General features: G+C 70.8%; 14 protein-coding genes. 6 read left to right on the top strand and 8 right to left on the bottom strand.

Going from position 1 to position 22,028, the window contains the following annotated elements:
• Positions 1-11: 11 nt before the first annotated feature.
• The 7 genes from ACFWUQ_RS18485 to ACFWUQ_RS18455 all read right to left on the bottom strand — a co-directional run bounded on the left by ACFWUQ_RS18485 (position 12) and on the right by ACFWUQ_RS18455 (position 8,431).
• Positions 12-683 (bottom strand): L-ribulose-5-phosphate 4-epimerase, encoded by a 672-nt coding sequence (locus tag ACFWUQ_RS18485; protein WP_384538977.1) that lies wholly within the window; start codon positions 681-683, stop codon positions 12-14.
• Positions 680-2,416, bottom strand: coding sequence for a ribulokinase (locus ACFWUQ_RS18480; RefSeq protein ID WP_384538991.1), 1,737 nt, complete (start codon positions 2,414-2,416; stop codon positions 680-682). The genes ACFWUQ_RS18485 and ACFWUQ_RS18480 overlap by 4 nt, the downstream gene beginning before the upstream one ends.
• Before the next feature lie 120 nt (positions 2,417-2,536).
• Positions 2,537-3,511, bottom strand: coding sequence for a galactofuranose ABC transporter, permease protein YjfF (gene yjfF / locus ACFWUQ_RS18475; RefSeq protein WP_384538976.1), 975 nt, complete (start codon positions 3,509-3,511; stop codon positions 2,537-2,539).
• Positions 3,508-4,554, bottom strand: coding sequence for an ABC transporter permease (locus tag ACFWUQ_RS18470; protein WP_384538974.1), 1,047 nt, complete (start codon positions 4,552-4,554; stop codon positions 3,508-3,510). Before ACFWUQ_RS18470 ends, yjfF begins: the two co-directional genes overlap by 4 nt.
• Positions 4,551-6,086 carry a sugar ABC transporter ATP-binding protein gene (locus ACFWUQ_RS18465; RefSeq protein WP_384538972.1) on the bottom strand — a complete coding sequence of 512 codons (1,536 nt, stop codon included), beginning with the start codon at positions 6,084-6,086 and terminating at the stop codon, positions 4,551-4,553. The genes ACFWUQ_RS18470 and ACFWUQ_RS18465 overlap by 4 nt, the downstream gene beginning before the upstream one ends.
• A gap of 71 nt (positions 6,087-6,157) precedes the next feature.
• Entirely contained in the window at positions 6,158-7,138 is a 981-nt protein-coding gene (locus tag ACFWUQ_RS18460) for an ABC transporter substrate-binding protein (RefSeq protein ID WP_384538971.1), read from the bottom strand.
• 303 nt (positions 7,139-7,441) lie between these two features.
• On the bottom strand, positions 7,442-8,431 hold the full coding sequence (locus tag ACFWUQ_RS18455; protein ID WP_384538989.1) for a LacI family DNA-binding transcriptional regulator: 990 nt from the start codon (positions 8,429-8,431) through the stop codon (positions 7,442-7,444).
• Positions 8,432-8,847: 416 nt separating this feature from the next.
• On the opposite strand from ACFWUQ_RS18455, the gene ACFWUQ_RS18450 reads away from it, so the two are divergent.
• From ACFWUQ_RS18450 to ACFWUQ_RS18425, 6 genes are all read left to right on the top strand, one after another.
• Complete coding sequence (locus ACFWUQ_RS18450) at positions 8,848-9,825, top strand: expansin EXLX1 family cellulose-binding protein (RefSeq protein WP_384538969.1); 978 nt, start codon at positions 8,848-8,850, stop codon at positions 9,823-9,825.
• A gap of 140 nt (positions 9,826-9,965) precedes the next feature.
• Positions 9,966-10,496, top strand: coding sequence for a SigE family RNA polymerase sigma factor (locus ACFWUQ_RS18445; RefSeq protein WP_384538967.1), 531 nt, complete (start codon positions 9,966-9,968; stop codon positions 10,494-10,496).
• Entirely contained in the window at positions 10,493-11,302 is an 810-nt protein-coding gene (locus ACFWUQ_RS18440) for a hypothetical protein (protein WP_384538965.1), read from the top strand. Before ACFWUQ_RS18445 ends, ACFWUQ_RS18440 begins: the two co-directional genes overlap by 4 nt.
• A 196-nt stretch (positions 11,303-11,498) precedes the next feature.
• Entirely contained in the window at positions 11,499-13,073 is a 1,575-nt protein-coding gene (locus ACFWUQ_RS18435) for a sigma-70 family RNA polymerase sigma factor (protein WP_384538964.1), read from the top strand.
• Positions 13,074-13,513: 440 nt separating this feature from the next.
• A complete protein-coding gene (locus ACFWUQ_RS18430; protein ID WP_384538963.1) occupies positions 13,514-15,889 on the top strand; it encodes a non-reducing end alpha-L-arabinofuranosidase family hydrolase in 2,376 nt (791 codons plus the stop codon).
• A 41-nt stretch (positions 15,890-15,930) separates the two neighbouring features.
• Positions 15,931-18,555, top strand: a complete 2,625-nt coding sequence (locus ACFWUQ_RS18425) for an RICIN domain-containing protein (RefSeq protein WP_384538961.1) — start codon at positions 15,931-15,933, stop codon at positions 18,553-18,555.
• 242 nt (positions 18,556-18,797) lie between these two features.
• Here the strand turns inward: ACFWUQ_RS18425 and ACFWUQ_RS18420 are convergent, their stop codons facing one another.
• Positions 18,798-21,794 carry a DNRLRE domain-containing protein gene (locus ACFWUQ_RS18420; RefSeq protein WP_384538960.1) on the bottom strand — a complete coding sequence of 999 codons (2,997 nt, stop codon included), beginning with the start codon at positions 21,792-21,794 and terminating at the stop codon, positions 18,798-18,800.
• Between the last annotated feature and the right edge of the window lie 234 nt (positions 21,795-22,028).

Genomic DNA, 22,028 nt, shown 5'->3' with positions numbered 1-22,028 from the left:
CGTGGTTCTCCTTAGCGGGCGGCGCGCTGCTGGCCGTACACGTTCTGGTAGCGGTGGTGGAGGCGGTCGATGTCGTCCTGCGCTATCGGCAGGGGCTCGCCGAGCTGGCGGGAGATGTGGACGGTGCGGGCGACGTCCTCGCACATCACGGCGGCCTTGACGGCGGCCCTGGCGTCCTTGCCGATGGTGAAGACACCGTGGCTCTTCATCAGGACGGCCGGCGAGCGGTGGCCCCGGAGGGTCTCGACGATGCCCCGGCCGATGGAGTCGTCGCCGATCAGCGCGAAGGGGCCGACGGGGATCTCGGCGCCGAACTCGTCGGCCATGGCGGTCAGTACGCAGGGCACGGCCTCACCGCGCGCGGCCCAAGCGCTCGCGTACGTCGAGTGGGTGTGGACCACTCCGCCGACCTCGGGCATGTGGCGGTAGACGTAGGCGTGCGCGGCGGTGTCCGAGGACGGGGACTGGTCGCCCTCGACGACGTTGCCGTCCAGATCGCAGAGGATCATGTTCCAGGGCGTCAGCTCGTCGTACGGGATACCGCTCGGCTTGATCACCAGCAGGTCCTCGCCGGGGACGCGGGCCGAGACGTTGCCGGCCGTCCAGGCGACGAGGTCGTAGCGGACCAGCTCCTGGTGGAGGTCGCTGACCTGGCGGCGCAGCTGATCTGTCGGGGAACTCATGGACGGACCTCGCTCTTCTGGGCGGCCGGGACGGCCTCGGGGTCGGTTCGCGGGGCGGTGAGCGCCGCGTTGCGCAGGGCACGGAGGCGGTGGAGGAGCTTGTCGGGGCCGGTGCCGAAGTGGTCGTGCAGGGCGCGGTACTCGGCGTAGAGGCAGTCGTACGCGTCGGCGCGCGCGGTGTCCGGCTGGTAGGCGCCGCGGCGTACCCGGCCCATGGCCGCGGCCGCGGTGCGTACGTCCGGGTGCGCGCCGGCGGCGACGGCGGCGTGGATGGCGGAGCCGAGGGCGGGGCCCTGGGCGGACTCGGCGAGGGAGACGGGGCGGCGCAGCACGTCGGCGTAGATCTGCATGAGCAGGGGGTTCTTCTTCAGCCCGCCGGCCACTGTGAACTCGGTGACGGGGACGCCGCCCCGCTCCAGGGCGTCGATGATGGTGCGGGTGCCGAAGGCGGTGGCCTCCAGCAGGGCGCGGTAGATCTCCTCGGGGCGGGTGGTGAGGGTGAGGCCGACGATGACGCCGGTGAGGTGGTGGTCGACGAGGGTGGAGCGGTTTCCGTTCATCCAGTCGAGGGCGACCAGGCCGTGGCCGCCGACGGGCTGGCCGGCGATCTTGCGGGACAGCAGTTGGTGCAGGTCCTCGCCGTTGGCTTCGGCCTCCGCGCGGTAGTGGGTCGGGACGCCCTGGCGCAGCCACCAGGCGAAGATGTCGCCGACCGCGCTCTGCCCGGCCTCGTAGCCGTAGGCGCCCTCGACGATGCCGCCGTCGACGACTCCGCAGATCCCGGGGACGTCGGCGAGGGCGGGGCCGTTGACGACATGGCAGGTGGAGGTGCCCATGATGGCGAGCAGCCGGCCGTTCTCGACGGCCTGGGCGGCAGGAGCCGCGACATGGGCGTCGACGTTGCCGGCGGCGACGGCGATGCCCTCGGGCAGCCCGGTCCAGGCGGCCGCCTCGGCGGTGAGGGAGCCGGCCCGGGATCCCAGCGGCGACAGCGGGTGCTCCAGCCGGGTGCGCGCGAAGTCGGCGAAATCGGGGTGCAGGGCGGCGAGGTAGTCCTCGCTGGGGTAGTGGCCGTCCTGGTGGATGCCCTTGTATCCCGCCGTGCAGGTGTTGCGGGTCTCGACGCCCGCGAGCTGCCAGACGATCCAGTCCGCCGCCTCGATCCAGCGCTCGGTGGCGGCGTAGGTGTCCGGGTCCTCCTCCAGGACCTGGAGCGCCTTGGCGTACTGCCACTCGGCGGAGATCCTGCCGCCGTAGCGGGAGATCCACTTCTCGGCGCGCAGGTGGGCGAGGTGGTTGATGCGGTCGGCCTGGCCCTGGGCGGCGTGGTGCTTCCACAGCTTGGGCCAGGCGTGCGGGCGAACGCCCAGCGCGGTCTCGGCGAGCGGGGTGCCGTCGGCCCGTACGGGGAGGACGGTGCAGGCGGTGAAGTCGGTGGCGATGCCGATGACGGCGGCCGGGTCGATGCCGCTCGCGGCCACGGCGGCGGGGACGGCGGTACGCAGCACCTCGCGCCAGTCCTCGGGGTGCTGGAGGGCCCAGTCGGGGGGCAGGGGCTGACCGGTGGTGGGGAGTTCACGGTCGATGACGCCGTGCGGGTACACGTGGACGGCGGAGCCGACCTCCTCGCCGTCGCGTACGCGGACCACCACGGCCCGGCCGGAGAGCGTGCCGAAGTCGACACCCACGACATGGCTCTCCGCGGTCCGGGGGGGAGGGGGCACGGTCGTCACGGTCACTTCACATCCTTCGTACGGAGCCCCGAGAGGGCGCAGCGATGCCGCAGGGGGCAGCGCCCGGTGATTGTTAGCGTTAACAAACTGGCTGTCAAGGGCAGGTCCTCCTCCAGCCGATCAGACCGTGCGACGGCCGGCGATCAGGCGCTGGAGCAGGATGAAGACGAACAGCAGGCCGCCGACCACGATCCTGGTCCACCACGAGCTGAGCGTGCCCTGGAAGCTGATGACGGTCTGGATCAGGCCCAGTACGAGCACCCCCAGCGCGGTCCCCAGCAGGTATCCGGACCCTCCGGTCAGGAGCGTCCCGCCGATCACCACCGCCGCGATCGCGTCCAGCTCCAGGCCCATCGCGTGGAGCCCGTAGCCGGAGAGCATGTAGAAGGTCAGCAGGACGCCCCCGAGCGCCGAGCAGAAGCCGCTGACGGCGTACACGGTGATCTTCGTCCGCCCGGCCGGAAGCCCCATCAGCCGGGCCGACTGCTCGCTGCCGCCCAGCGCGTACACGTTCCGGCCCAGCCGGGTGTGGTGCAGGACCACGAACGCGACCCCCAGCACACCTACCGCGATCAGAACACTCGGCGAGACGAACAGGCCGCCGGGCAGGGGGATCCGGGTCTGGGCGAGGGCCGTATAGGTCGGGTCGGTGAGGGAGATCGAGTCGATGCTGATCGTGTAGCAGAGGCCGCGGGCCAGGAACATGCCGGCGAGCGTCACGATGAACGGTTGGATCTCGAAGGAGTGGATCACCCACCCCATCGCGAGCCCGGCGCCCGTCCCCACGGCCAGGACCAGCGGGATCACCAGCAGCGGCGGCCAGCCGTGCTGTTCCACCAGCCAGGCGGAGACCATCGTCGACAGTGCGACCATCGCGCCGACGGACAGGTCGATGCCTCCGGTCAGCACCACGAAGGTCATCCCGATGGCGACCACCAGCAGGAAGGCGTTGTCGATGAGCAGGTTGAGCAGCACCTGCCCGGAGAAGAATCCGTCGTACTGGACGGATCCGGCGCCGAACATCGATACCAGTAGGGCCGATGTGACCAGCAGCGGAATGTACGCGCGGCCACGCGCTGCCGTGATCGCGCTCATGCCCCCACCTCCGTGTTCTCTGTCGTCAGCGGACGCGGCCTCGTGCCGCGCCCGGTCCGGGCCCGTCGGCGCGCCGCCCTGGCCCGGAAGGCGGGTGACTGGATCAGGCAGACCGCGATCACCACGAAGGCCTTGAAGACCAGGGTGGTCTCCGGCGGGATGCCGATGGTGTAGACGGTGGTGGACAGGGTCTGGATGATCAGCGCACCGATCACCGTGCCGCCGAGCGAGAACCGTCCGCCGGTCAGCGCGGTGCCGCCGACCACCACGGCGAGGATGGCGTCCAGCTCGATCCAGAGCCCGGCGTTGTTGCCGTCCGCACTGGAGACGTTCGAGCTGATCATGAGACCGGCCACCGCGGCGCACAGCGCGCTGAAGACGTAGACCAGGCATATCAGGCCCATCGCCCGGATGCCGACCAGGCGGCTGGCGACCGGGTTGCCGCCGACCGACTCCAGCAGCAGCCCGAGCGCCGTACGCCGGGTCAGCAGCGACGTCAGCAGCGCCACCGCGACCGCGAGCAGGATCGCGAACGGCATGGTGAGCCAGTAACCGCCGCCGATCAGCTTGTAGGGCGCGCTGGTGACGGTGACGATCTGGCCGTCCGTCACCAGCTGGGCGACCCCGCGTCCGGCCACCATCAGGATGAGGGTGGCGATGATCGGCTGGACACCGACCGCCGCCACCAGTACGCCGTTGACCAGCCCCAGGACGAGGGCCACCGCCAGGGCGACGGCTACGGCGCCGAACACCGTGCCCGGGCTTGCCGGGTCGGCCGCGCCGCTGATGTGCAGGCAGGCCAGCGCGCCCGCGATGGCGACGGTGGAGCCGACCGAGAGGTCGATGCCGCTGGTCGCGATGACCAGCGTCATGCCGAGCGCCACCAGGATCAGCGGGGCGCCGAAGTGGAGGATGTCGATCAGGCTGCCGTACAGGTGCCCGTCCTTGACCCGGATCGCGAGGAAGTCCGGGGTGAACAGCACGTTGGCCAGCAGCAGGGCCGCGAGCACGGCGGCGGGCCAGAAGAGGCGGTGCTTGGTCATGTCCGGGCTCCGCTCGCGATCGTCGCCATGATGCGCTCGGGAGTGAGCGATCCGTCGTTCGCCAGCTCGGCGACCAGCCGGCGGTCCCGCAGCACACCCACCCGGTGGCTGAGCCGCAGAACCTCCTCCAGCTCGGCCGAGATGAACAGCACCGACATGCCGTCCCGGGCCAGCGCGGCCACCAACTTCTGGATCTCGGCCTTGGCGCCGACGTCGATGCCCCGGGTCGGCTCGTCGAGGATCAACAGCCGGGGGTCGGTGATCAGCCAGCGAGCCAGCAGTACCTTCTGCTGGTTGCCGCCGCTGAGATGGCGTACCAGCGCCTCGGGGTTGTCCGGGCGGATGTCCAGGGACCGGATCCAGCGCAGCGCGATCTCGTCCTGCGTGGAGCGGGAGAGCGGTCGCGTCCAGCCGCGGGCCGCCTGCAGGGCCAGGATGATGTTCTCGCGTACCGTCAACTCCGCCACCAGACCCTCGTTCTTGCGGTCCTCCGAGCAGAAGGCGATCCCGTACGAGATCGCGGCGCGCGGCGTGCGCAGCGCCACGGTGGCATCCTCGATCCGCACCGAGCCCTGGGAACAGCGGTCGGCGCCGAACAGCAGGCGGGCCGCCTCCGTACGCCCCGACCCCAACAAGCCTGCGAGACCCACGACTTCGCCGGGCCGAATGGTGAGGTCGTACGGCTCGATCGCGCCGGTGCGACCCAGGCCGTCGGCGCTCAGGAACGGGGTGGTTCCGGCTTCGGCGGCGCGCTCGTGACGCGTGGTGCCCGACAGCTCCTCCAGGCTCCCCAGTTCGCCGCCGATCATGCGGGCCACCAGCTCGACCTGGCTCAGCTCACTGACCGGGTACTCACCCTCCAGCTTTCCGTTGCGCAGGATGGTCATCCGGTCGCAGATCTCGTAGATCTGGTCCAGGAAGTGCGACACGAACAGGATCGCCACGCCCTGGTCGCGCAACCGACTTATCACCGCGAACAGTTGCCGCACCTCGTCGCGGTCCAGGCTGGAGGTCGGCTCGTCCAGGATCAGCACCTTGGCCGAGACGTCCACCGCCCGGACGATCGCGACCAGCTGCTGGACCGCGAGCGAGTAGCTGCCCAGTGGGGCGGTGACGTCGATGTCAAGGTCGAGGTCGGCGACCAGTTCAGCGGCGCGGCGACGAAGGGCCGACCAGTGGATGAGTCCGAGGCGGCGCGGTTCGCGGCCGATAAAGATGTTCTCCGCGACCGACAGGTTCAGGCAGAGGTTGACCTCCTGGTACACCGTGCTGATCCCGGCCTGCTGCGCCTGCAGCGGGCCGGGGATGTGCACGGGCCGGCCGTTCAGTACGACCTCTCCGCCGTCCGACGCGTAGACGCCGGTGAGCACCTTGATCAGCGTGGACTTGCCGGCGCCGTTCTCGCCCATCAGGGCGTGCACCTCGCCGGGGAGGAGCCGGAAGTCGACCCCGTCCAGCGCCACCACGCCCGGGAACTCCTTGCGGATCCCGCGTACTTCCAGGACCGGCTGCTGTGCAGGGTGCGCAGGCATCCGCCCCCTCCTCTCGTGGTCGCGACCGGGGCCGGCCGGGGCGGATCCGGGCAGCCCCTGTCTCGGGCCGGTCAGTACTGGCGGGTCGGCAGGGCGGCCGCGGCCTGGTCCTGGGTGAAGACGCCCTCCTCGGTCTTGATCCGGCGCGGCACCTGTTCGCCGGCCTCGACCTTCTTGACCAGGTCCATCAGCTGGTCGCCCAGCAGGGGGTTGCACTCGACGAGGACGTTGATCTTGCCCTGGCTCATCGCGGTGAAGGCGTCCCTGACACCGTCGACCGAGATGATCTTGATGTCGGTGCCGGGCTTCTTCCCGGCTTCCTCGATGGCCTGGATGGCGCCGAGCGCCATGTCGTCGTTGTGCGCGTAGAGCACGTCGATCCTCGGCTGGGACTTCAGGAAGGCCTGCATGACCTCCTTGCCCTTGGCGCGCGTGAAGTCGCCGGTCTGAGAGGCCGTGATCCTGAACTTGCCGTCCGTCCTGATCACGTCGGCGAAGCCCGACTTGCGGTCGTTGGCCGGGGCGGAGCCGGTGGTGCCCTGCAGCTCCACGATGTTCACCGCGTCGCTCTTGCCCTGGTACTCCTTCACCAGCCAGTCGCCGGCCTTCTTGCCCTCCTCGACGAAGTCCGAGCCGAGGAAGGTGGCATAGAGCGACTCGTCCTCGGAGTCCACCGCGCGGTCGGTCAGAACGACCGGGATGCGGGCGGCCTTGGCCTCCTTGAGTACGGTGTCCCAGCCCGACTCGACCACGGGCGAGAAGGCGATGACGTCCACCTTCTGCTGGATGAACGAGCGGATGGCCTTGATCTGGTTCTCCTGCTTCTGCTGGGCGTCGGAGAACTTCAGCGTGATCCCGGCCTTCTTGGCCGCGTCCTGGACGGACTTGGTGTTGGCCGTGCGCCACCCGCTCTCCGCACCGACCTGGGAGAAGCCCACGGTGAGCCGACCTCCGGAGTCCTTGCCGTCGGCCGAGCCGCCGCCGGAACCGCAAGCGGACAGAACGGCGACCATCGCGCCGGCGACCAGGGCCGCCGCAGCTCTCTTGGACATCTGGGGATTCCTCTCGGGTGGGGAGGCCGCTCCCGGCGCCGACGGATCGACCGCGGGGAGATCGACCGCGGGTAGATCGACCGGGCAGACCGGCCGGCGCGGGAGGCGGTGGAGGCAACGCCGGGGGTGACAGGCACCCGGTGCGGCGTTGGCGCGGACGGCGGTGCGGCCCGCGCCGTCCGTGTGAACGGGAGGTAGCGGGGCCGTCTCGCTTGAGTGCGATTGTTAGCGCTCACAATTTCGGGGACAAGAGGGCCGTCACGCCGTTACCCAATCTTGACCGGGCCGTCCGCGGGCGGCCGGCTATCGGCGCGCCACCGGGCCGGCACTGCGCCGCAGCACCATCTCCGGCGAGATCAGCACGTGGCTGCGGGCGTGGCCGACGCCGGTCAGCTCCTCCACCAGCAGCTCAAGAGCGCGGCGTCCCAGCTCACCGAAGTCCTGACGCACGGTGGTCAGCGGCGGGGCGAAGTACGCGGCTTCGGGAATGTCGTCGAACCCGACCACGCTGATGTCCCCGGGAATCGCCCGTCCCGCCTCGTGGAACGCGCGGAGCAGACCGAGTGCCATGTGGTCGTTGGCGCAGAAGACCGCCGTGACCAGGGGATCCTCGGCGATCCGCAGTCCGGCCTCGTACCCGGACCGCGCGCTCCAGTCGCCGCTCTGTACCGGCGGCACCTCGGCGCCGTGCGCCTCCAGCGCCTTGCGCCAGCCGTCCTGCCGGGTCTTGGTCTCCAGCCAGCCGGACGGGCCGGCGACGTGGTGGACCGTGGCATGCCCGAGGTCCAGCAGGTGCCGGGTGGCTGCCGTCGCGCCCGACTCGTTGTCGACGGCGACCATCGGCACGCGGGACTGGCTGCCCGACCCGACCGCGACCACCGGCACCGCACTGGACAGCTTCGCCACCGCGCTCACCGCCGAGATCTGCGGCGCGATGACGACGATGCCCTCTACGCCCTGGTCGCGGAGCCGGTCCACCGCCTCCTGTACGGAGCGGCTGTCGAGCGAACGCAGGCTCGCGACGCTGACGAAGTACCCCGCACTGCGCGCGGCCTGCTCGATCCCGTCCAGCATCGAGGCGGGCCCGTAGAGCGCGCTGCCGAAACTGACCACGCCCAGGGTCTGGGAGCGGCGGGTGACCAGCGCGCGGGCTGCCGAGTTGGGGCGGTAGTCCAGCTCCCGGATGGCGGCGAGCACCCGGTCGCGGGTGTCGGGCCGGACGTGCGGTGCGCCGTTCAGCACTCGGGACACGGTCTGGTGGGACACGCCGGCGACCCGCGCCACATCCGCCATCACAGGCTGGCGGGACTCCGGCTCGGTGCTTGCAGTTCCCACTCAAGGCCCCCTCATCGGTCGTACCAGTGCGGATCGCAGCCGCTCAGCGCCTACGAGTGACCGCGCTTCGACGGTGGGACCGCTGCCGGGATCCGGCCGATGGCGCAGGGCTTCGCAGACACGACGACTGTCTCATGAGTGCTCGCGAGAGTGTATTTGTTCGCTTGTTCGCGATCACATGAGTGGTCGCAGCCTGTGGAGGCCAGGCCCCCGCGGCGAGGCGGGCGGCCGTGCGCGGAGCCCGCCCCGGCCCCGGCGGCATCGGTACCGGACCGGACCGGACCGGACCGGCACGGCGCGGCAACCTTTTCGCCTGCGGCGGCCACTGAGAAGTGCGAGGCCGACTCGATCTACCGAACGGATGGACATAACGGATGGGCATGAGGACGACGAAACACGGTGCTCCGCGGCCGCGGCCGCGGCCGCGGAGCAGACGCGGGGCGGCCGTCGGCATTCCGGTGGCGGTGGCGGCCGTCGGTGTGCTGGCCGGCCTGGCCCTCACGCTCCTCCCCGGGAGCCGGTCCGGTGCCGGGATCCCCGCCGAGGCGTCCGTAGCGGCTGCCCCGACGAACGTACCGTCCGGTTCGGTGTCGTCGGCAGGGCCGTCGGCAGCGGTGGTCGGCGCCGCGACCGCATCGACGCGACCGACGGTCACCAGCCCGCCCCCGGTGTCAGCAACCGGTGTCCCGACGCCCTCCGCCTCCAGGCCGGCGCGCACGGAACCGGGAGCCGCTTCGCCCGGACGGATCAAGCCCTCGGTCAGCTACCGGGGAGTCGCGACGTCCTACGCCGCGGGTGACGGCGACGGTGCCTGCCTGTACGGACCGTCCGGTGATCTCATGATCGCGGCGATGAACCACACCGACTACGAGTCGGCCAGGGCGTGCGGGGCGTACGTGCTGGTCCGCGCCGCCAACGGGAAGTCCATCACGGTGCGGATCGTCAACGAGTGCCCCCTGCCCTGCGCACCCGGGCAACTCGACCTCAGCCGACAGGCCTTCGCCGAACTCGCGAACCCCGCACTCGGCCGGATCCCCATCACCTGGACGCTGCTGAGCCCCGCGGCGCCCGACGCGCTCTCCCTCCGGTACAAGACCGGGTCCAGCCGCTTCTGGTGCGGCGTCCAGGTGATCGGGCACCGGAACCCGGTGGCGGTGCTTGAGCTCCGGACCGCCACCGGCTGGCGGAAGCTGCCCCGCACCGAATACAACTACTTCCTCTCCACCGACGGCGGCGGATGCGGCGGAGCGATCAGGGTCACCGACCTCTACGGAGAACAACTGACCGTCGAGGGCATCGCACTGAGACCGGACGTCGCGCAACAGACCCGCGTCCAGTTCGCCAGGCATTGACCATGCCGTCCACCCACCGTCACAGCTCCGCCCCCGGCGTCGGCCACTGCCCGGACGCGGGGACGGGCACTGTTACGCTCCGGCTGATTGTTAACGCGCACACCGCAGCGCACACCGCAGGGAGAGGGCGAGCGGGGGAGATGCTCCTTCATGACGCGTCCGCGGAGTTCCACGACTTCTTCGAACGCCACTACGCCGAACTGGCCCGTCTCGCCCATCTCCTGACCGGCGAGACGGACGCGGCCGACGACCTCGCCGCGGATGCCCTGGTAGCCCTGTGGCAGCGCTGGGACCGGCTGCGCAAGGCCGACCACCCGCTCGCCTACGCGCGCGGCGTCGTCGCCAACATGGCGCGGGAACGGATCCGCAGCGCCGTGCGCGAGCGGCGCCGGATCGCGCTGTTCTGGTCCCGCGGTCCGGAGCGGGTAGAGGGGCCGGACGTGGCGGCCGTACTGGACGTACGCACGGCGCTCGCCCGGCTGCCGTTCCGGAAGCGGTCGTGCGTGGTGCTGCGCCACGCCTTCGACCTGTCGGAGAAGGACACCGCGGCCGCGCTGGGCATATCGGTCGGTACGGTCAAGAGCCAGACCTCGAAGGGAATGGCCGAGTTGGAACGGATACTTGGCGCGCGAGCGGTCGGCGACCTGGTGGCGGGGAGGCGGAACCGGTGAACGAGGACATCACCCGCCGGCTGCACGACGCCGCCGAGGCCCACCGGCCCGATCGCGCCAGGATCCTGGCCCGGCTGGAACGCGGCGCGGCCGAGAGCACCGTCCGCCACCGCACACCGTCCGCCGCCAGATCGTGGCCCAAGGCCGCCCTCGCGGGCCTCGCCATCACCGCCACCCTGGCCACCGGTGGTCTCGCGGTCGCGGGCATCGCCCGGACTCCGCCCCCGTCGGACAGCGCCACCGCCCCCGCGACCCCGTCCCCGACGATTCCTCCCCGTGCGACGCCGTCGGCTCCCACCACCCCCACCACCCCCATCGCGCCGGTCACCCCCGCCCCGCCGGCCCCGGCCCCGACTCCGACCACCACCGCCCCGGTCGGCCCGCGCCCCACACCGCTGCCCAGCAGCCGGGTCCAGAACGGGCCCCTGGCGTCGGTGGGCGAGGTGGACCCGCACAGCACCGTCTACTGGGCCCAGAGCAACGTCACTCTCAAGACCGCCCGGCCGCTCACCTCACTCACCGTGGAACTGCGTATCGCCCAGACCGGCGGCGTGCGGAACACCGGCAACTGGCGCACCCTGCCGAGTGAGGACTTCACCGTCACCGTTCAGGAGGCCGGCGGAGCACTGGTCTACCGCTGGGTCCTCAAACCGGGTCGTACCGTGCCGACCGGGCAGCACGTATTCGCCGGCCAGTACAACCACGCCACCGGCGTGCGCGACGCCAAGGACGACAGCTACCGCGTCGACACGCAGACCGCGGGCGGCTCCGTAGCGGTCTGGGGAGGGTTCACCCCGGCACGGTAGGGACCGGCCGGGATCAGGACGAGAAGTCAGGTGCTTGCCGGTGCGAGCCGATCGTCTCCCGCAGGAGCCTCCCGGCGCGGTCCGGGACGGCGGCTCGCGGAGGCACCCGGAGCCGCGCCGGCTGACGCCCTTCGCGGCGAGCATGCGGCCCCGGGCGAGGAAGGCGAGCATGCGGCCGCGGTTGAGGAAGGTGCCCATGGGAATCATCGATACGGACCACGCGGGGCTGGTCGTCGCGGCGCAGGCCGGGGACGATCGTGCGCGCGAGGAGCTGATCGCCGCGTACCTGCCGTTGCTCTACAACATCGTCGGGCGAGCGCTGAGCGGACATGCCGACGTCGACGACGTCGTCCAGGAAACCCTGCTGCGCGTGGTGCGCGACCTGCCTGCCCTGCGTGCCCCGGAGAGCTTCCGGTCCTGGCTGGTGTCGATCGCGCTCCGCCGGATCGGTACCCACCGGCGCCGGCAACGCGACGTCGCCGGCCGGACCGCGGTCATCGACGAGGCACAGCAGATACCGGACGCCGGCGCCGCACACGAGGACGTGACGATCCTGCGTTTGCATGTGTCGGACGAGCGCCGCCGGGTCGTCGAAGCCGGCGGGTGGCTCGACCCGGACCATCGGGTGCTGCTGTCGCTGTGGTGGCAGGAAGGCGCCGGCTCGCTGAGCCGTGACGACCTCGCCGCCGCGACGGGGCTCACGGTCGCGCACGTCGGCGTGCGCCTGCAACGCATGCGCGAGCAGCTGGAACTGAGCCGGACGATCGTCGCCGCGCTGGAGGCCGACCCGCGCTGTCCGCGGTTGGACGAGACCGTCGTCGGCTGGGACGGTCTCCGTACATCGGTGTGGCGCAAGCGGATCGCGCGGCACATCCGCGGATGCCCGGTCTGCGCGGCGATGACGACAGAACGGGTTCCGGTCGAGCGGCTGCTCCTCAGTCTCGCGCCGATGGCGGTCCCGGCCACGCTCGTCGCCGCGCTGGCCGCCAAGGGCCTGCTGTCGGGTACGGCGGCCGGCGCCGCCGGCCTGGCCACGGCCCACATCGCCGTCGGCACGGCCACGGCCACGGCCACGGCGGCGACGGCGGGAGGGAGTCTCCACGGCCCGCTGATCGGAAAGCTCTACGCGGTGACCGCCGCTCATCCGCTGGTGGGCCTCGCCACCGGCGCCGTACTCATCGCCGGGACCGCCACCTACGCGGCCTGGCCCGAACCGGCGCACCGGGTGCCCGGCGTCACCGCCGCTCCCGCGGTCGGCGAACCCACGCCGACACCGTCGCGCAGTACCACGTCGGCGGCACCGTCCCCGGTGAGTCCGTCCGCGGTCGCGGGCATGGTTCGGCTGGGCGCGCAGTCGCTGGAGTCCGTGGACGAGCCCTCCCTGTACCTCACGTATGCCGGCGACTTCGCGGCGCTCGGCCCAGTCTCGGCGTCCAGCAGCGCGCAGACCCGGCAGCGGGTCACCTTCTCCGTCGTCCGGGGGCTGGCCGACACACGGTGCGTCACCTTCCGCGCCGCGGACGGCCGCTATCTGCGCCATCGTGACCTGCGGCTACGGCTGAGCCCCAACGACGGCAGCGAGCTCTTCCGTGAGGACGCCACGTTCTGTCCGCGCCCCGGGGCGGTCGCCGGGTCGGTGACCTTGCACGCGCACAACTATCCCGGATCGGTCCTCCGCCACCGCGACGGCGGCGTCTGGCTCGACGGCTCCGACGGCACTCGGGCCTTCGCCGGCCAGGCTTCCTTCGTCATGCGCGGGCCCTGGGCTTGAGAACCGCTCCTTGAGCACCCGGAGACCTTCACTGAGGACCAGGGCGGCGCGCCCATTCCCCGGGGACGACCGGACGGACGACCGGACGGCAGGGCTCGGCACAACGCTTTCCGCCCGCGAGATGCGTCACCGGGCAATCGTCCGGACGGCGCGACTTTTTTGTTACGGGACCGCGAGCCGGGCGCCCTCCATATGCGGGGGTGCCTTCCCCGCCGCTCACCTGGACATGGCGGCACGGCAGGCCCCCGACTTTCCCCGTTGACGTATCCCCTGAAGGAAGCCGCTCCGATGACGCGACACACCCACGACCCCCGGGCGACCGGTGGGCGGGAACGGGCCCACGTCCCGCACCGCATCCGACCCGCGACGGATCAGGCCGTACCGGCCGCTACGGACACGAGCACGGCACCCGGGGCGACCCGCGGCCCCCGGGAAGAATCATGAAGGGCCTGCACCGGCTCGGCCGGCGCCGCCGAACCGTGGTGACAGGGCTGTCGGCCGCGGCGCTGGTGGCCGGTGTCCTGACGCTGCTGCCCAGCTCCGCCGGAGCCGCCGCCCTGGGCACGCAGGCGGCCCCCTCGGGCAGGTACTTCGGCACCGCTGTGGCCGCCGGCAGGCTCGGCGACTCGAAGTACGCCGCGATCGCGGACCGGGAGTTCAACATGATCACCCCGGAGAACGAGATGAAGTGGGACGCCATCGAACCGTCCCGCGGCAACTTCAACTTCGGCCCCGCCGACCGGATCGTCAACCGCGCCCTGGCACAGGGCCAGCGCGTGCGCGGCCACACCGCGGTCTGGCACTCGCAGCTCCCGTCCTGGGCCGGCTCCATCGGGGACGCGAACACGCTGCGCAGCGTGATGAACCACCACATCACCACCGAGATGACCCACTTCAAGGGCAAGGTCTACGCCTGGGACGTGGTCAACGAGGCCTTCGCCGACGGAGGCAGCGGCAAGCACCGCGACTCGGTGTTCCAGAACGTGCTGGGCGACGGCTTCATCGAGGAAGCGTTCCGCACGGCCCGGGCGGCCGACTCCTCGGCCAAGCTCTGCTACAACGACTACAACATCGAGAACTGGTCGGACGCCAAGACCCAGGGCGTCTACACCATGGTCAGGGACTTCAAGTCCCGCGGCGTGCCGATCGACTGCGTCGGCTTCCAGGCCCACTTCGGGGCCGGCGGCCCACCGTCCAGTTTCCAGACCACCTTGTCCAACTTCGCGGCCCTGGGCGTTGACGTCCAGATCACCGAGCTGGACATCGCCCAGGCGTCGCCCACCCACTACGCCAACGCGGTCAGAGCCTGCCTGTCCGTGACCCGGTGCACCGGCATCACGGTGTGGGGCATCCGTGACAGCGACTCCTGGCGCAGCGGCGAGAGCCCCCTGCTGTTCGACAACAACGGCAACCCCAAGGCCGCGTACACCGCCGTCATGAACGCTCTCCGGACCGCCCCCGGTACAGGTGGGACATCCGGCGGAACCGGAACCGCGACCGGGGAGATCAAGGGCATCCCCTCGGGTCGTTGCATCGACATCAACGGCCCCACCCCGGTCAACGGCACCCGGGCGCAGCTGTCGGACTGCAACGGCCAGACGAACCAGCGCTGGACCCACACTTCCGGCAAGCAGCTGATGATCCACGGCAACAAGTGCCTGGACGCCATGGCCAAGGGCACCGGCAACGGCACAGCGGTGGTCGTCTGGGACTGCAACGGCGGCGCCAACCAGCAGTGGAGGATCAACACCAACGGCACGATCACCGGCGTCCAGTCCGGGCTGTGCCTCGACGCCGTCGGTGCGGCCACCGCCAGCGGCACCAAGATCCAGCTGTACTCCTGCGCGTCCGTCGACAACCAGAAGTGGACCGGCCCGTCCGGGACGGGCGGCGGCGGCACGTGTGCTCTGCCCTCGACGTACAAGTGGAGCTCGACGGGTGCCCTCGCGCAGCCGTCGAACGGGTGGGCCGCGGTGAAGGACTTCACCCACGTGACGCACAACGGCAAGCACCTGGTCTACGCGTCGAGCGCGGGGGGAGCCTCGTACGGGTCGATGGCGTTCAGCCCCTTCACGAACTGGTCGGACATGGGGTCGGCCGGCCAGACCGGGATGAACCAGAACGCGGTGGCGCCCACGCTGTTCTACTTCGCGCCGAAGAAGATCTGGGTGCTGGCGTACCAGTGGGGCGCGTCGCCCTTCAGCTACCGCTTGTCGAGCGACCCCGCCAACCCCAACGGCTGGTCCGCGCCGCAGCCGCTGTTCACCGGCAGCCTCCCCGGCGCCGACAACTCCTCCACCGGCCCGATCGACCAGACCCTGATCGCCGACGACCAGAACATGTACCTGTTCTTCGCCGGTGACAACGGCAAGATCTACCGGGCGAGCATGCCGATCGGGAACTTCCCGGGCAACTTCGGCTCCTCGTACACGACGGTCATGAGCGACACGGTGAAGAACCTCTTCGAGGCGCCGCAGGTCTACAAGGTCCAGGGCCAGAACCAGTACCTCATGATCGTTGAGGCCCGGGGTGCGAACGAGCAGCGCTACTTCCGCTCGTTCACGGCCTCCAGCCTGAACGGTTCGTGGACCCCGCAGGCCGCCACCGAGAGCAACCCCTTCGCCGGCAGGGCCAACAGCGGGGCCACCTGGACCAACGACATCAGCCACGGCGACCTGGTCCGCACCAACCCCGACCAGACCATGACCGTCGACCCCTGCAACCTGCAGTTCCTCTACCAGGGCAAGTCCCCCGACGCGGGCGGCCCCTACGACCGACTGCCGTACCGGCCGGGCGTCCTCACCCTGCAGCGGTGACCGGCCCGATCCACGGTGATACGCAAGGAGAACATCCCCCGATGAAGAACCCCATGAACGGCGGGCCCCGCGGGCGTCACCGCCGTCGCTGGAGCGCCACCGGTCTGCTGCTCGGTGTGCCCGCCGTCCTCGTGCCGTACTTCCTGTTCGTGCAGGAGGACTCGCAGGCCACGACGGTCGACGACAGTGCCTACTACCGGCTGGTCTCGGTGCGCAGCGGCAAGGTGCTGGACGTCGACGGCTTCTCCACCGCCGACGGCACCCGTGTCCAGCAGTGGACCGACCACAACACCGCCAACCAGCAGTGGCGGCTGAGGTCCACCAGCGGCGGCTACTACGAGCTGGTGAACCGCAACAGCGGCAAGGTGCTGGGCACAGCGGGCGATTCGACCACCCAGCGGGCCGCCGCCGAGCAGCAGACCGACAGCTCATCCGCTGCCCAGGAGTGGCGGATCGACGCGGTGAGCGGTTCCGAGGCCGTCACCCTCACCTCCCGCGCGAGCGGCCTGGTCCTGGACGTCTCCGGCGGTTCCACGGCGCAGGGCGCGGCGATCATCCAGTATCCGGGCAGGGGCAGCACCAACCAGCAGTGGAAGCTGGTGAAGGCGCCCGCCGCCCAGTCGGCCGCGGCCGGCCCGTACACGTGGCGGAACGCCCAGGTGGTGGGCGGCGGTTACGTCACGGGGCTGGTGTTCAACCCCCGTGAGAAGGGGCTGCTGTACGCGCGTACCGACATGGGCGGCGCCTACCGCTGGGACACCGCCGCCGAGCAGTGGATCCCGCTGACGGACTGGGTCGGCGAGAAGGACTGGAACCTGCTGGGTATCGACGCGGTGGCCACCGACCCCGTCGCACCCGACCGGCTCTACCTCGCGGCGGGCACCTACACCAACGAATGGGCCGGCAACGGCGCCATCCTGCGCTCCACCGACCGGGGCCGTACCTTCCAGCGCACCGACCTGCCCTTCAAGCTGGGCGGCAACGAGGACGGCCGCGGGGCGGGGGAGCGACTGGCGATCGACCCCGCGAGCCCCGGCACCCTGCTCCTCGGCAGCCGTAAGAACGGCCTGTGGCGCAGCACCGACCACGGGGTGACATGGCGGCAGGTCTCCTCGTTCCCGGTCAAGGACGGGGCGGGCAGCGGCGCGGGCATCTCCTTCGTGACGTACGGCCCGGCCGGCAGCAGGACGATCTACGTCGGCGTCGCCGACCGGTCGGCCTCCCTGTACCGCTCCACCGACGGCGGCGCCACCTGGCAGGCCGTCCCCGGGCAGCCCACCGGGCAGATGCCGCAGCACGGCGTGCTCTCCGGTGACGGCTCGCTGTACCTGACGTACACCGACAACCTGGGACCCAACGGCGTGACGGCGGGCTCGGTGTGGAAGCACACGCCGGCCGGCGGGGCGTGGAGGAACATCTCCCCGTCGCAGGGCGGCTACGGGTTCTCCGGCCTGGCCGTCGACCCGCAGAAGCCGTCCACCGTGATGGTCACCACCCTCGACCGCTGGTGGCCCGAGGACGAGGTGTACCGCACCACCGACGGCGGCACGACCTGGAAGGCGCTGGCCGGCAAGGCGGTCCGGGACGCTTCCGCCGCTCCCTACGTCGGCACCCACACCGGGCACTGGATGACCGCCCTGGCCATCGACCCCTTCGACTCCGGGCACGTGCTGTACGGCACCGGCAACGGCATCTGGCGCAGCAAGGACGCCACCGCCACCGACAGCGGCGGCACCAGCCACTGGACCGCGGGCGCGCGCGGACTGGAGGAGACCGCGCTGATGGACGCGATCGCCCCGCCCGGCGGCGCCACCGTCGTCACCGCCATGGGCGACCAGGGCGGTTTCCGCCACGACTCCCTGACCGCGGTGCCCGCCGGGCGGCTGAAGGACCCGATGATGACCAACAGCACCGACATCGATTTCGCCCAGTCCAACCCCTCGGTGATGGTCCGCGTCGGCCGCGGCGGCGCGCAGGACGGCGCCTACTCCACCGACGGCGGCAACAGCTGGAAGGGCTTCACGTCAGAGCCGGTGGCCGGCGCCCAGGACGGGCATGTCGCGCTCGCGGCGGACGGCTCCGCCATCGTCTGGACCGAGGCCGGCCAGGCCCCGTACCGCTCGACCGACAAGGGCGCGAGCTGGACCAAGGTCCTCGGCCTGGGCAACGACGCCGTGGTGGTCGCCGACCGCTCCTCGGCGAAGACCTTCTACTCGCTCGCCGGCGGCACGCTCTACGCCAGCACGGACGGGGGCGCGACCTTCACCGCCCGCGCCGGCAACCTGCCCTCCGGCCGCCTCACCGCCGTCCCCGGCGTCGCGGGAGACCTGTGGGTCGCCGGCGGGGGACAGGGGCTGCTGCACTCCACCGACGGCGGCCGCACCTTCACCCGGCTCACCACGGTGAAGTCCGCCTCCGCCCTCGGCTTCGGCAAGGCCGCACCGGGCGCCTCCTACCAGGCCCTCTACCTGATCGGCACCGTCAAGGACACCACCGGGGTCTTCCGCTCCACCGACGGGGGCGCCACCTGGCTCCGCGTCAACGACGACGCCCACCAGTGGGGCAGCATCGGCGGCGTCGGCGTCATCACTGGCGACCCCGACACCTTCGGCCGCGTATACGTCGGCACCAACGGACGCGGCCTCCAGTACGGCGACCCGTCCTGACCCCGAGGACTAAACGGACGCACGGTTGCCGCCGCCCCGGGCAGGCGCATGGCACTCGCCGCGCCCCTGCCCAGGGCGGTGTCCGGTCCGGTGCCGGGCGTCTGGGTGTCAAGGTATGTGGACCGGAACCGCACCGCCGTAGCCACATGGTGGGCTGCCAGCCTTGATCGAAAACGGGCAGTTGCCCTCCCCGGGCATCCGGGGAGGGCAACTGTGCTGTGCTCGTGTGGTGCGGTGGTGGGTTATCCGATGGTGAGGAAGGTGTTCCAGCCGTCTTCGTCGCGTCCGGAGACTGTGCCGACGGTGCCGGTGCCGCCTTGGAAGAGCCACTGGTTGCCGTCGGTGCCGACGGCCCAGATGTCGGGGATGCCGTCACCGGTGGCGTCGGCGGTGCCGAGGAGGGTGGGCAGTGCGGTGCGGCCCCAGCCGGTGGTGGCGTAGGTGAGGTCGGTGGCTCCTTCGGAGCCGGCCTGGGTGGCCAGGGACATCACGTCGGCTCCGCCGTTCGCGCCGGGCTTGCCCTTGCGCAGGGCCAGACCGCGGTTGGCGTTGGAGTTGTCGCGGAAGATCAGGTCGGGGACCTGGTCTCCGGAGACGTCGCGGACGCCGACGATGTCGCGGGCGGCCCATCCGGTGGCGAGCTTCTTGTAGGAGGTGAAGCTGGAGCCGGTGTAGCCGGAGAACACCCAGAATCCGTCGGCGTCGAGGGCGAACATGTCGCCGAGTCCGTCGCCGTCGAAGTCCTCGACCACCACGATCTGCCGGAAGGCGGCCGGGTCAGGTGCGGAGAGCGGCATCTGCATCTCCATGCGGCGGCCGGCGTCGAACTGTCCGGTTCCGGTGCCGGGGTAGATGTAGAGCTTGCCGTCGGGCATGCGGGCGATCAGGTCGGTCAGGCCGTCGCCGGGGTGCCAGTCGGCGGCGTGCCCGATCAGTGCGGGCGTGGTTCCGGCCGCGTCCTTGAAGTGGCCGGCCGCGACGGGCTTGCCGTTCTCGACGGCGCCGGGGATGAAGGCATCGGTGTCGCCCAGGCGGTCGCCGCCGTAGGTGCGCAGGTTGCCGTCCTTGTCGACGCCCAGCAGGTCGGGGAAGCCGTCGCCGGTGACGTCACCGGGCTTGTCGGTGCCGGGGCGGGGGCGGACGTAGAAGAGGTACTCGGTCGGCACGGAGATGTTGCCGGCCTTGTTCACCGTCCGGACGTAGAGGACGTTCGGTCCGGCGGTGTCGACCTGAAGCTTGATGGAGGCGAGGTCGTTCTGCCAGGGGGTGGTCTTCTGGTCGTAGAGGGGGTGGTTGAGGCTCCACTGGTACTCGCGGATGTCGGCGGCGGGGGTGCCGTTGCCGAGGATCTCGATCCACTGGTCGGGGGTGCTCGCCGGGGCCAGCGACCACTCGGCGCCGTCGGGGCCGGGCGGCGGGAAGTGCGAGGAGCGCACGGCCGGGTTGGCGGGGGCGGTGTGGTCGATGGTGAAGGTGCACCATCCGCCGCCGCCGGAGTCCGCGGGTCCCGAGCCCTGGGACCAGGAGCCGTCCCAGTCGTTGGTCCGCGAGAGCCAGAAGTACTTGCGGCCGGAGGTGAAGGAGGCGTGGGGGACGGACTTGGTGACGACGCCGTCGCTGTTGGGCCACATCCACTCGTCCAGGACCTTCGTCCCCGACGCCGCGTCCCAGACCTCGATCTGGACCTGCTTGAGGTTGCCGTCCCGGTCGATGCCCTTGGCCTGGAACGACACGTCCGTCTTGCCGATGCTCGTCCCCGTTCCGCTGGTCAGGCACGGACCCCCGGGGGAGGTGTTCATGTTCGAGGCGACAGGGATGTCGGGCGGGGTGTTGTAGGTGACCTCGATATAGGGGGCGCTCTCACCGTTGGCGATGAACTTCTTCCAGTAGAACGAGTCCGACTCGCTCGGCGCCTTGAACCCCAGCGACAGCGCACCCCAGCGGCCGTTCGCGGCCTCGGAGACCAGGCCCTTGATGTCGGGGGCGATCCAGTTGTCAGGGCAGGTGGAGTTGTAGCCGTAGCCGGAGCCTTCCGAGGCGACCTTCTTGCCCCACCAGCCCGTCGTGTTGTTCCACGTGCTTGAGGAGGTCACGAACGGCGTGGAATAGATGTCCATCGCCTTCGTCCCGCACGACCACGAATACGTCTGCAGCGCACGGACCTTCGCCGAGATGATACCCGCCCCGTGGAGTTGACTGCCGAATTCGAAGTTGAACACCGAACGCGACGTGCCGCCGGAATCCGACTCGTAGCCGACACGGGCCTCGTTCGTACCCGACGCATTGTAATTCTGGCCGTTGTAGAAACTCGTTCCGCCGGCCGTCTTGTAGAGCAGCGACCAGGCGTGCTTACGGCCCTTGAACGAGGGGTCCACGAACACCGGATACACCGTGTCCGCCGCGTCCAGCAGCCCGCGGTCCGCCTTCAAGGACAGTGTCCCGTCCTTCAACGAGGCCGCGGCGACGGCAAGACGCGCGCGCTCGGCGCCGGCGAGGCCGGGCAGCGCGAGGGTGGGGTGGTCCTTCGCGACCGCCGACGGCTTCCACGCCGGGGCGTCGTCGGTGGTGGCGACCTTGCCCGAGGAGTCCCACATCAGCGGGGACGGCGAACCCGCCACTTCCTCGCCCTGCGCGTCGCGCGCCGACAGGGCACCGGACTCGGCGTCCAGCTGGAATTGCAGATCCGGCGAGGCGAGGCGGTAATTGATCTCCGCGAGGAGCGGATCGGCGGCGGCCTGCTTGTCCTTCACGACCAGTACATGCGAATATCCGCCGTCACGCGCGGTCATCACCAGGTCGATACCCGGCCGCACGCTCTCATACAGCGCCCGCGGACCGTCGATCACCGGCTCCGGCAGCACACCCGGCCAGCTCACCGTCATGTCATGCCCATCGGTGTTCAGCCGCACCAGCTCGGTCCACACCTGACCCGGCGCATCCACCGTCAAAGCGGACCGCACCACACCACGCGAAGACCGCTCACCACCAGGCGAACCCGCACTGAAGACGACACCGCCGTTCACGGCCTTCGCCGCGAACCCGCCCTCCACACGCACCAGATCCGTGTCGACGGGCTTCCACTCGCCGCCGACCGCGGCCCGGACCGCCGAGCTGGAGACCTGCATCCGAAACAGACCGTCCGGCTGCGCCCACGTCGTCGTGTTCGCCGAGCGATCAGCCGTGACCTCGACGTCCTTGCCGGACTCGGCAGCCGCCTTCCGTGCCTGCGACGCCGTCACCGGGCCACTCTCCCCACCGGGAGTCCGGCCCTTCGACGTCTCACCTCCGGACAGCTGCACACCCACCGGCACAGCGACCGCAGCCGCCAGCAGGGCGGCGAGGCCGCCCATGACCCTGCGGCGCCGGTACCACGCGCGCCCCGGCCCTGGCACTCGCCCTGGCTCCGACCCCGGCTTTGGCTCTGCAACTTCATTGCTCGCCAGAGTTGTCGGTGGACTGGAGTCCACGGATTC

It is taken from the genome of Streptomyces sp. NPDC058662, assembly GCF_042716255.1.
GTDB lineage: Bacteria > Actinomycetota > Actinomycetes > Streptomycetales > Streptomycetaceae > Streptomyces.
The sequence above is the reverse complement of the archived record's forward strand: the minus strand, read 5'-3'. Positions and strand labels throughout refer to the sequence as shown.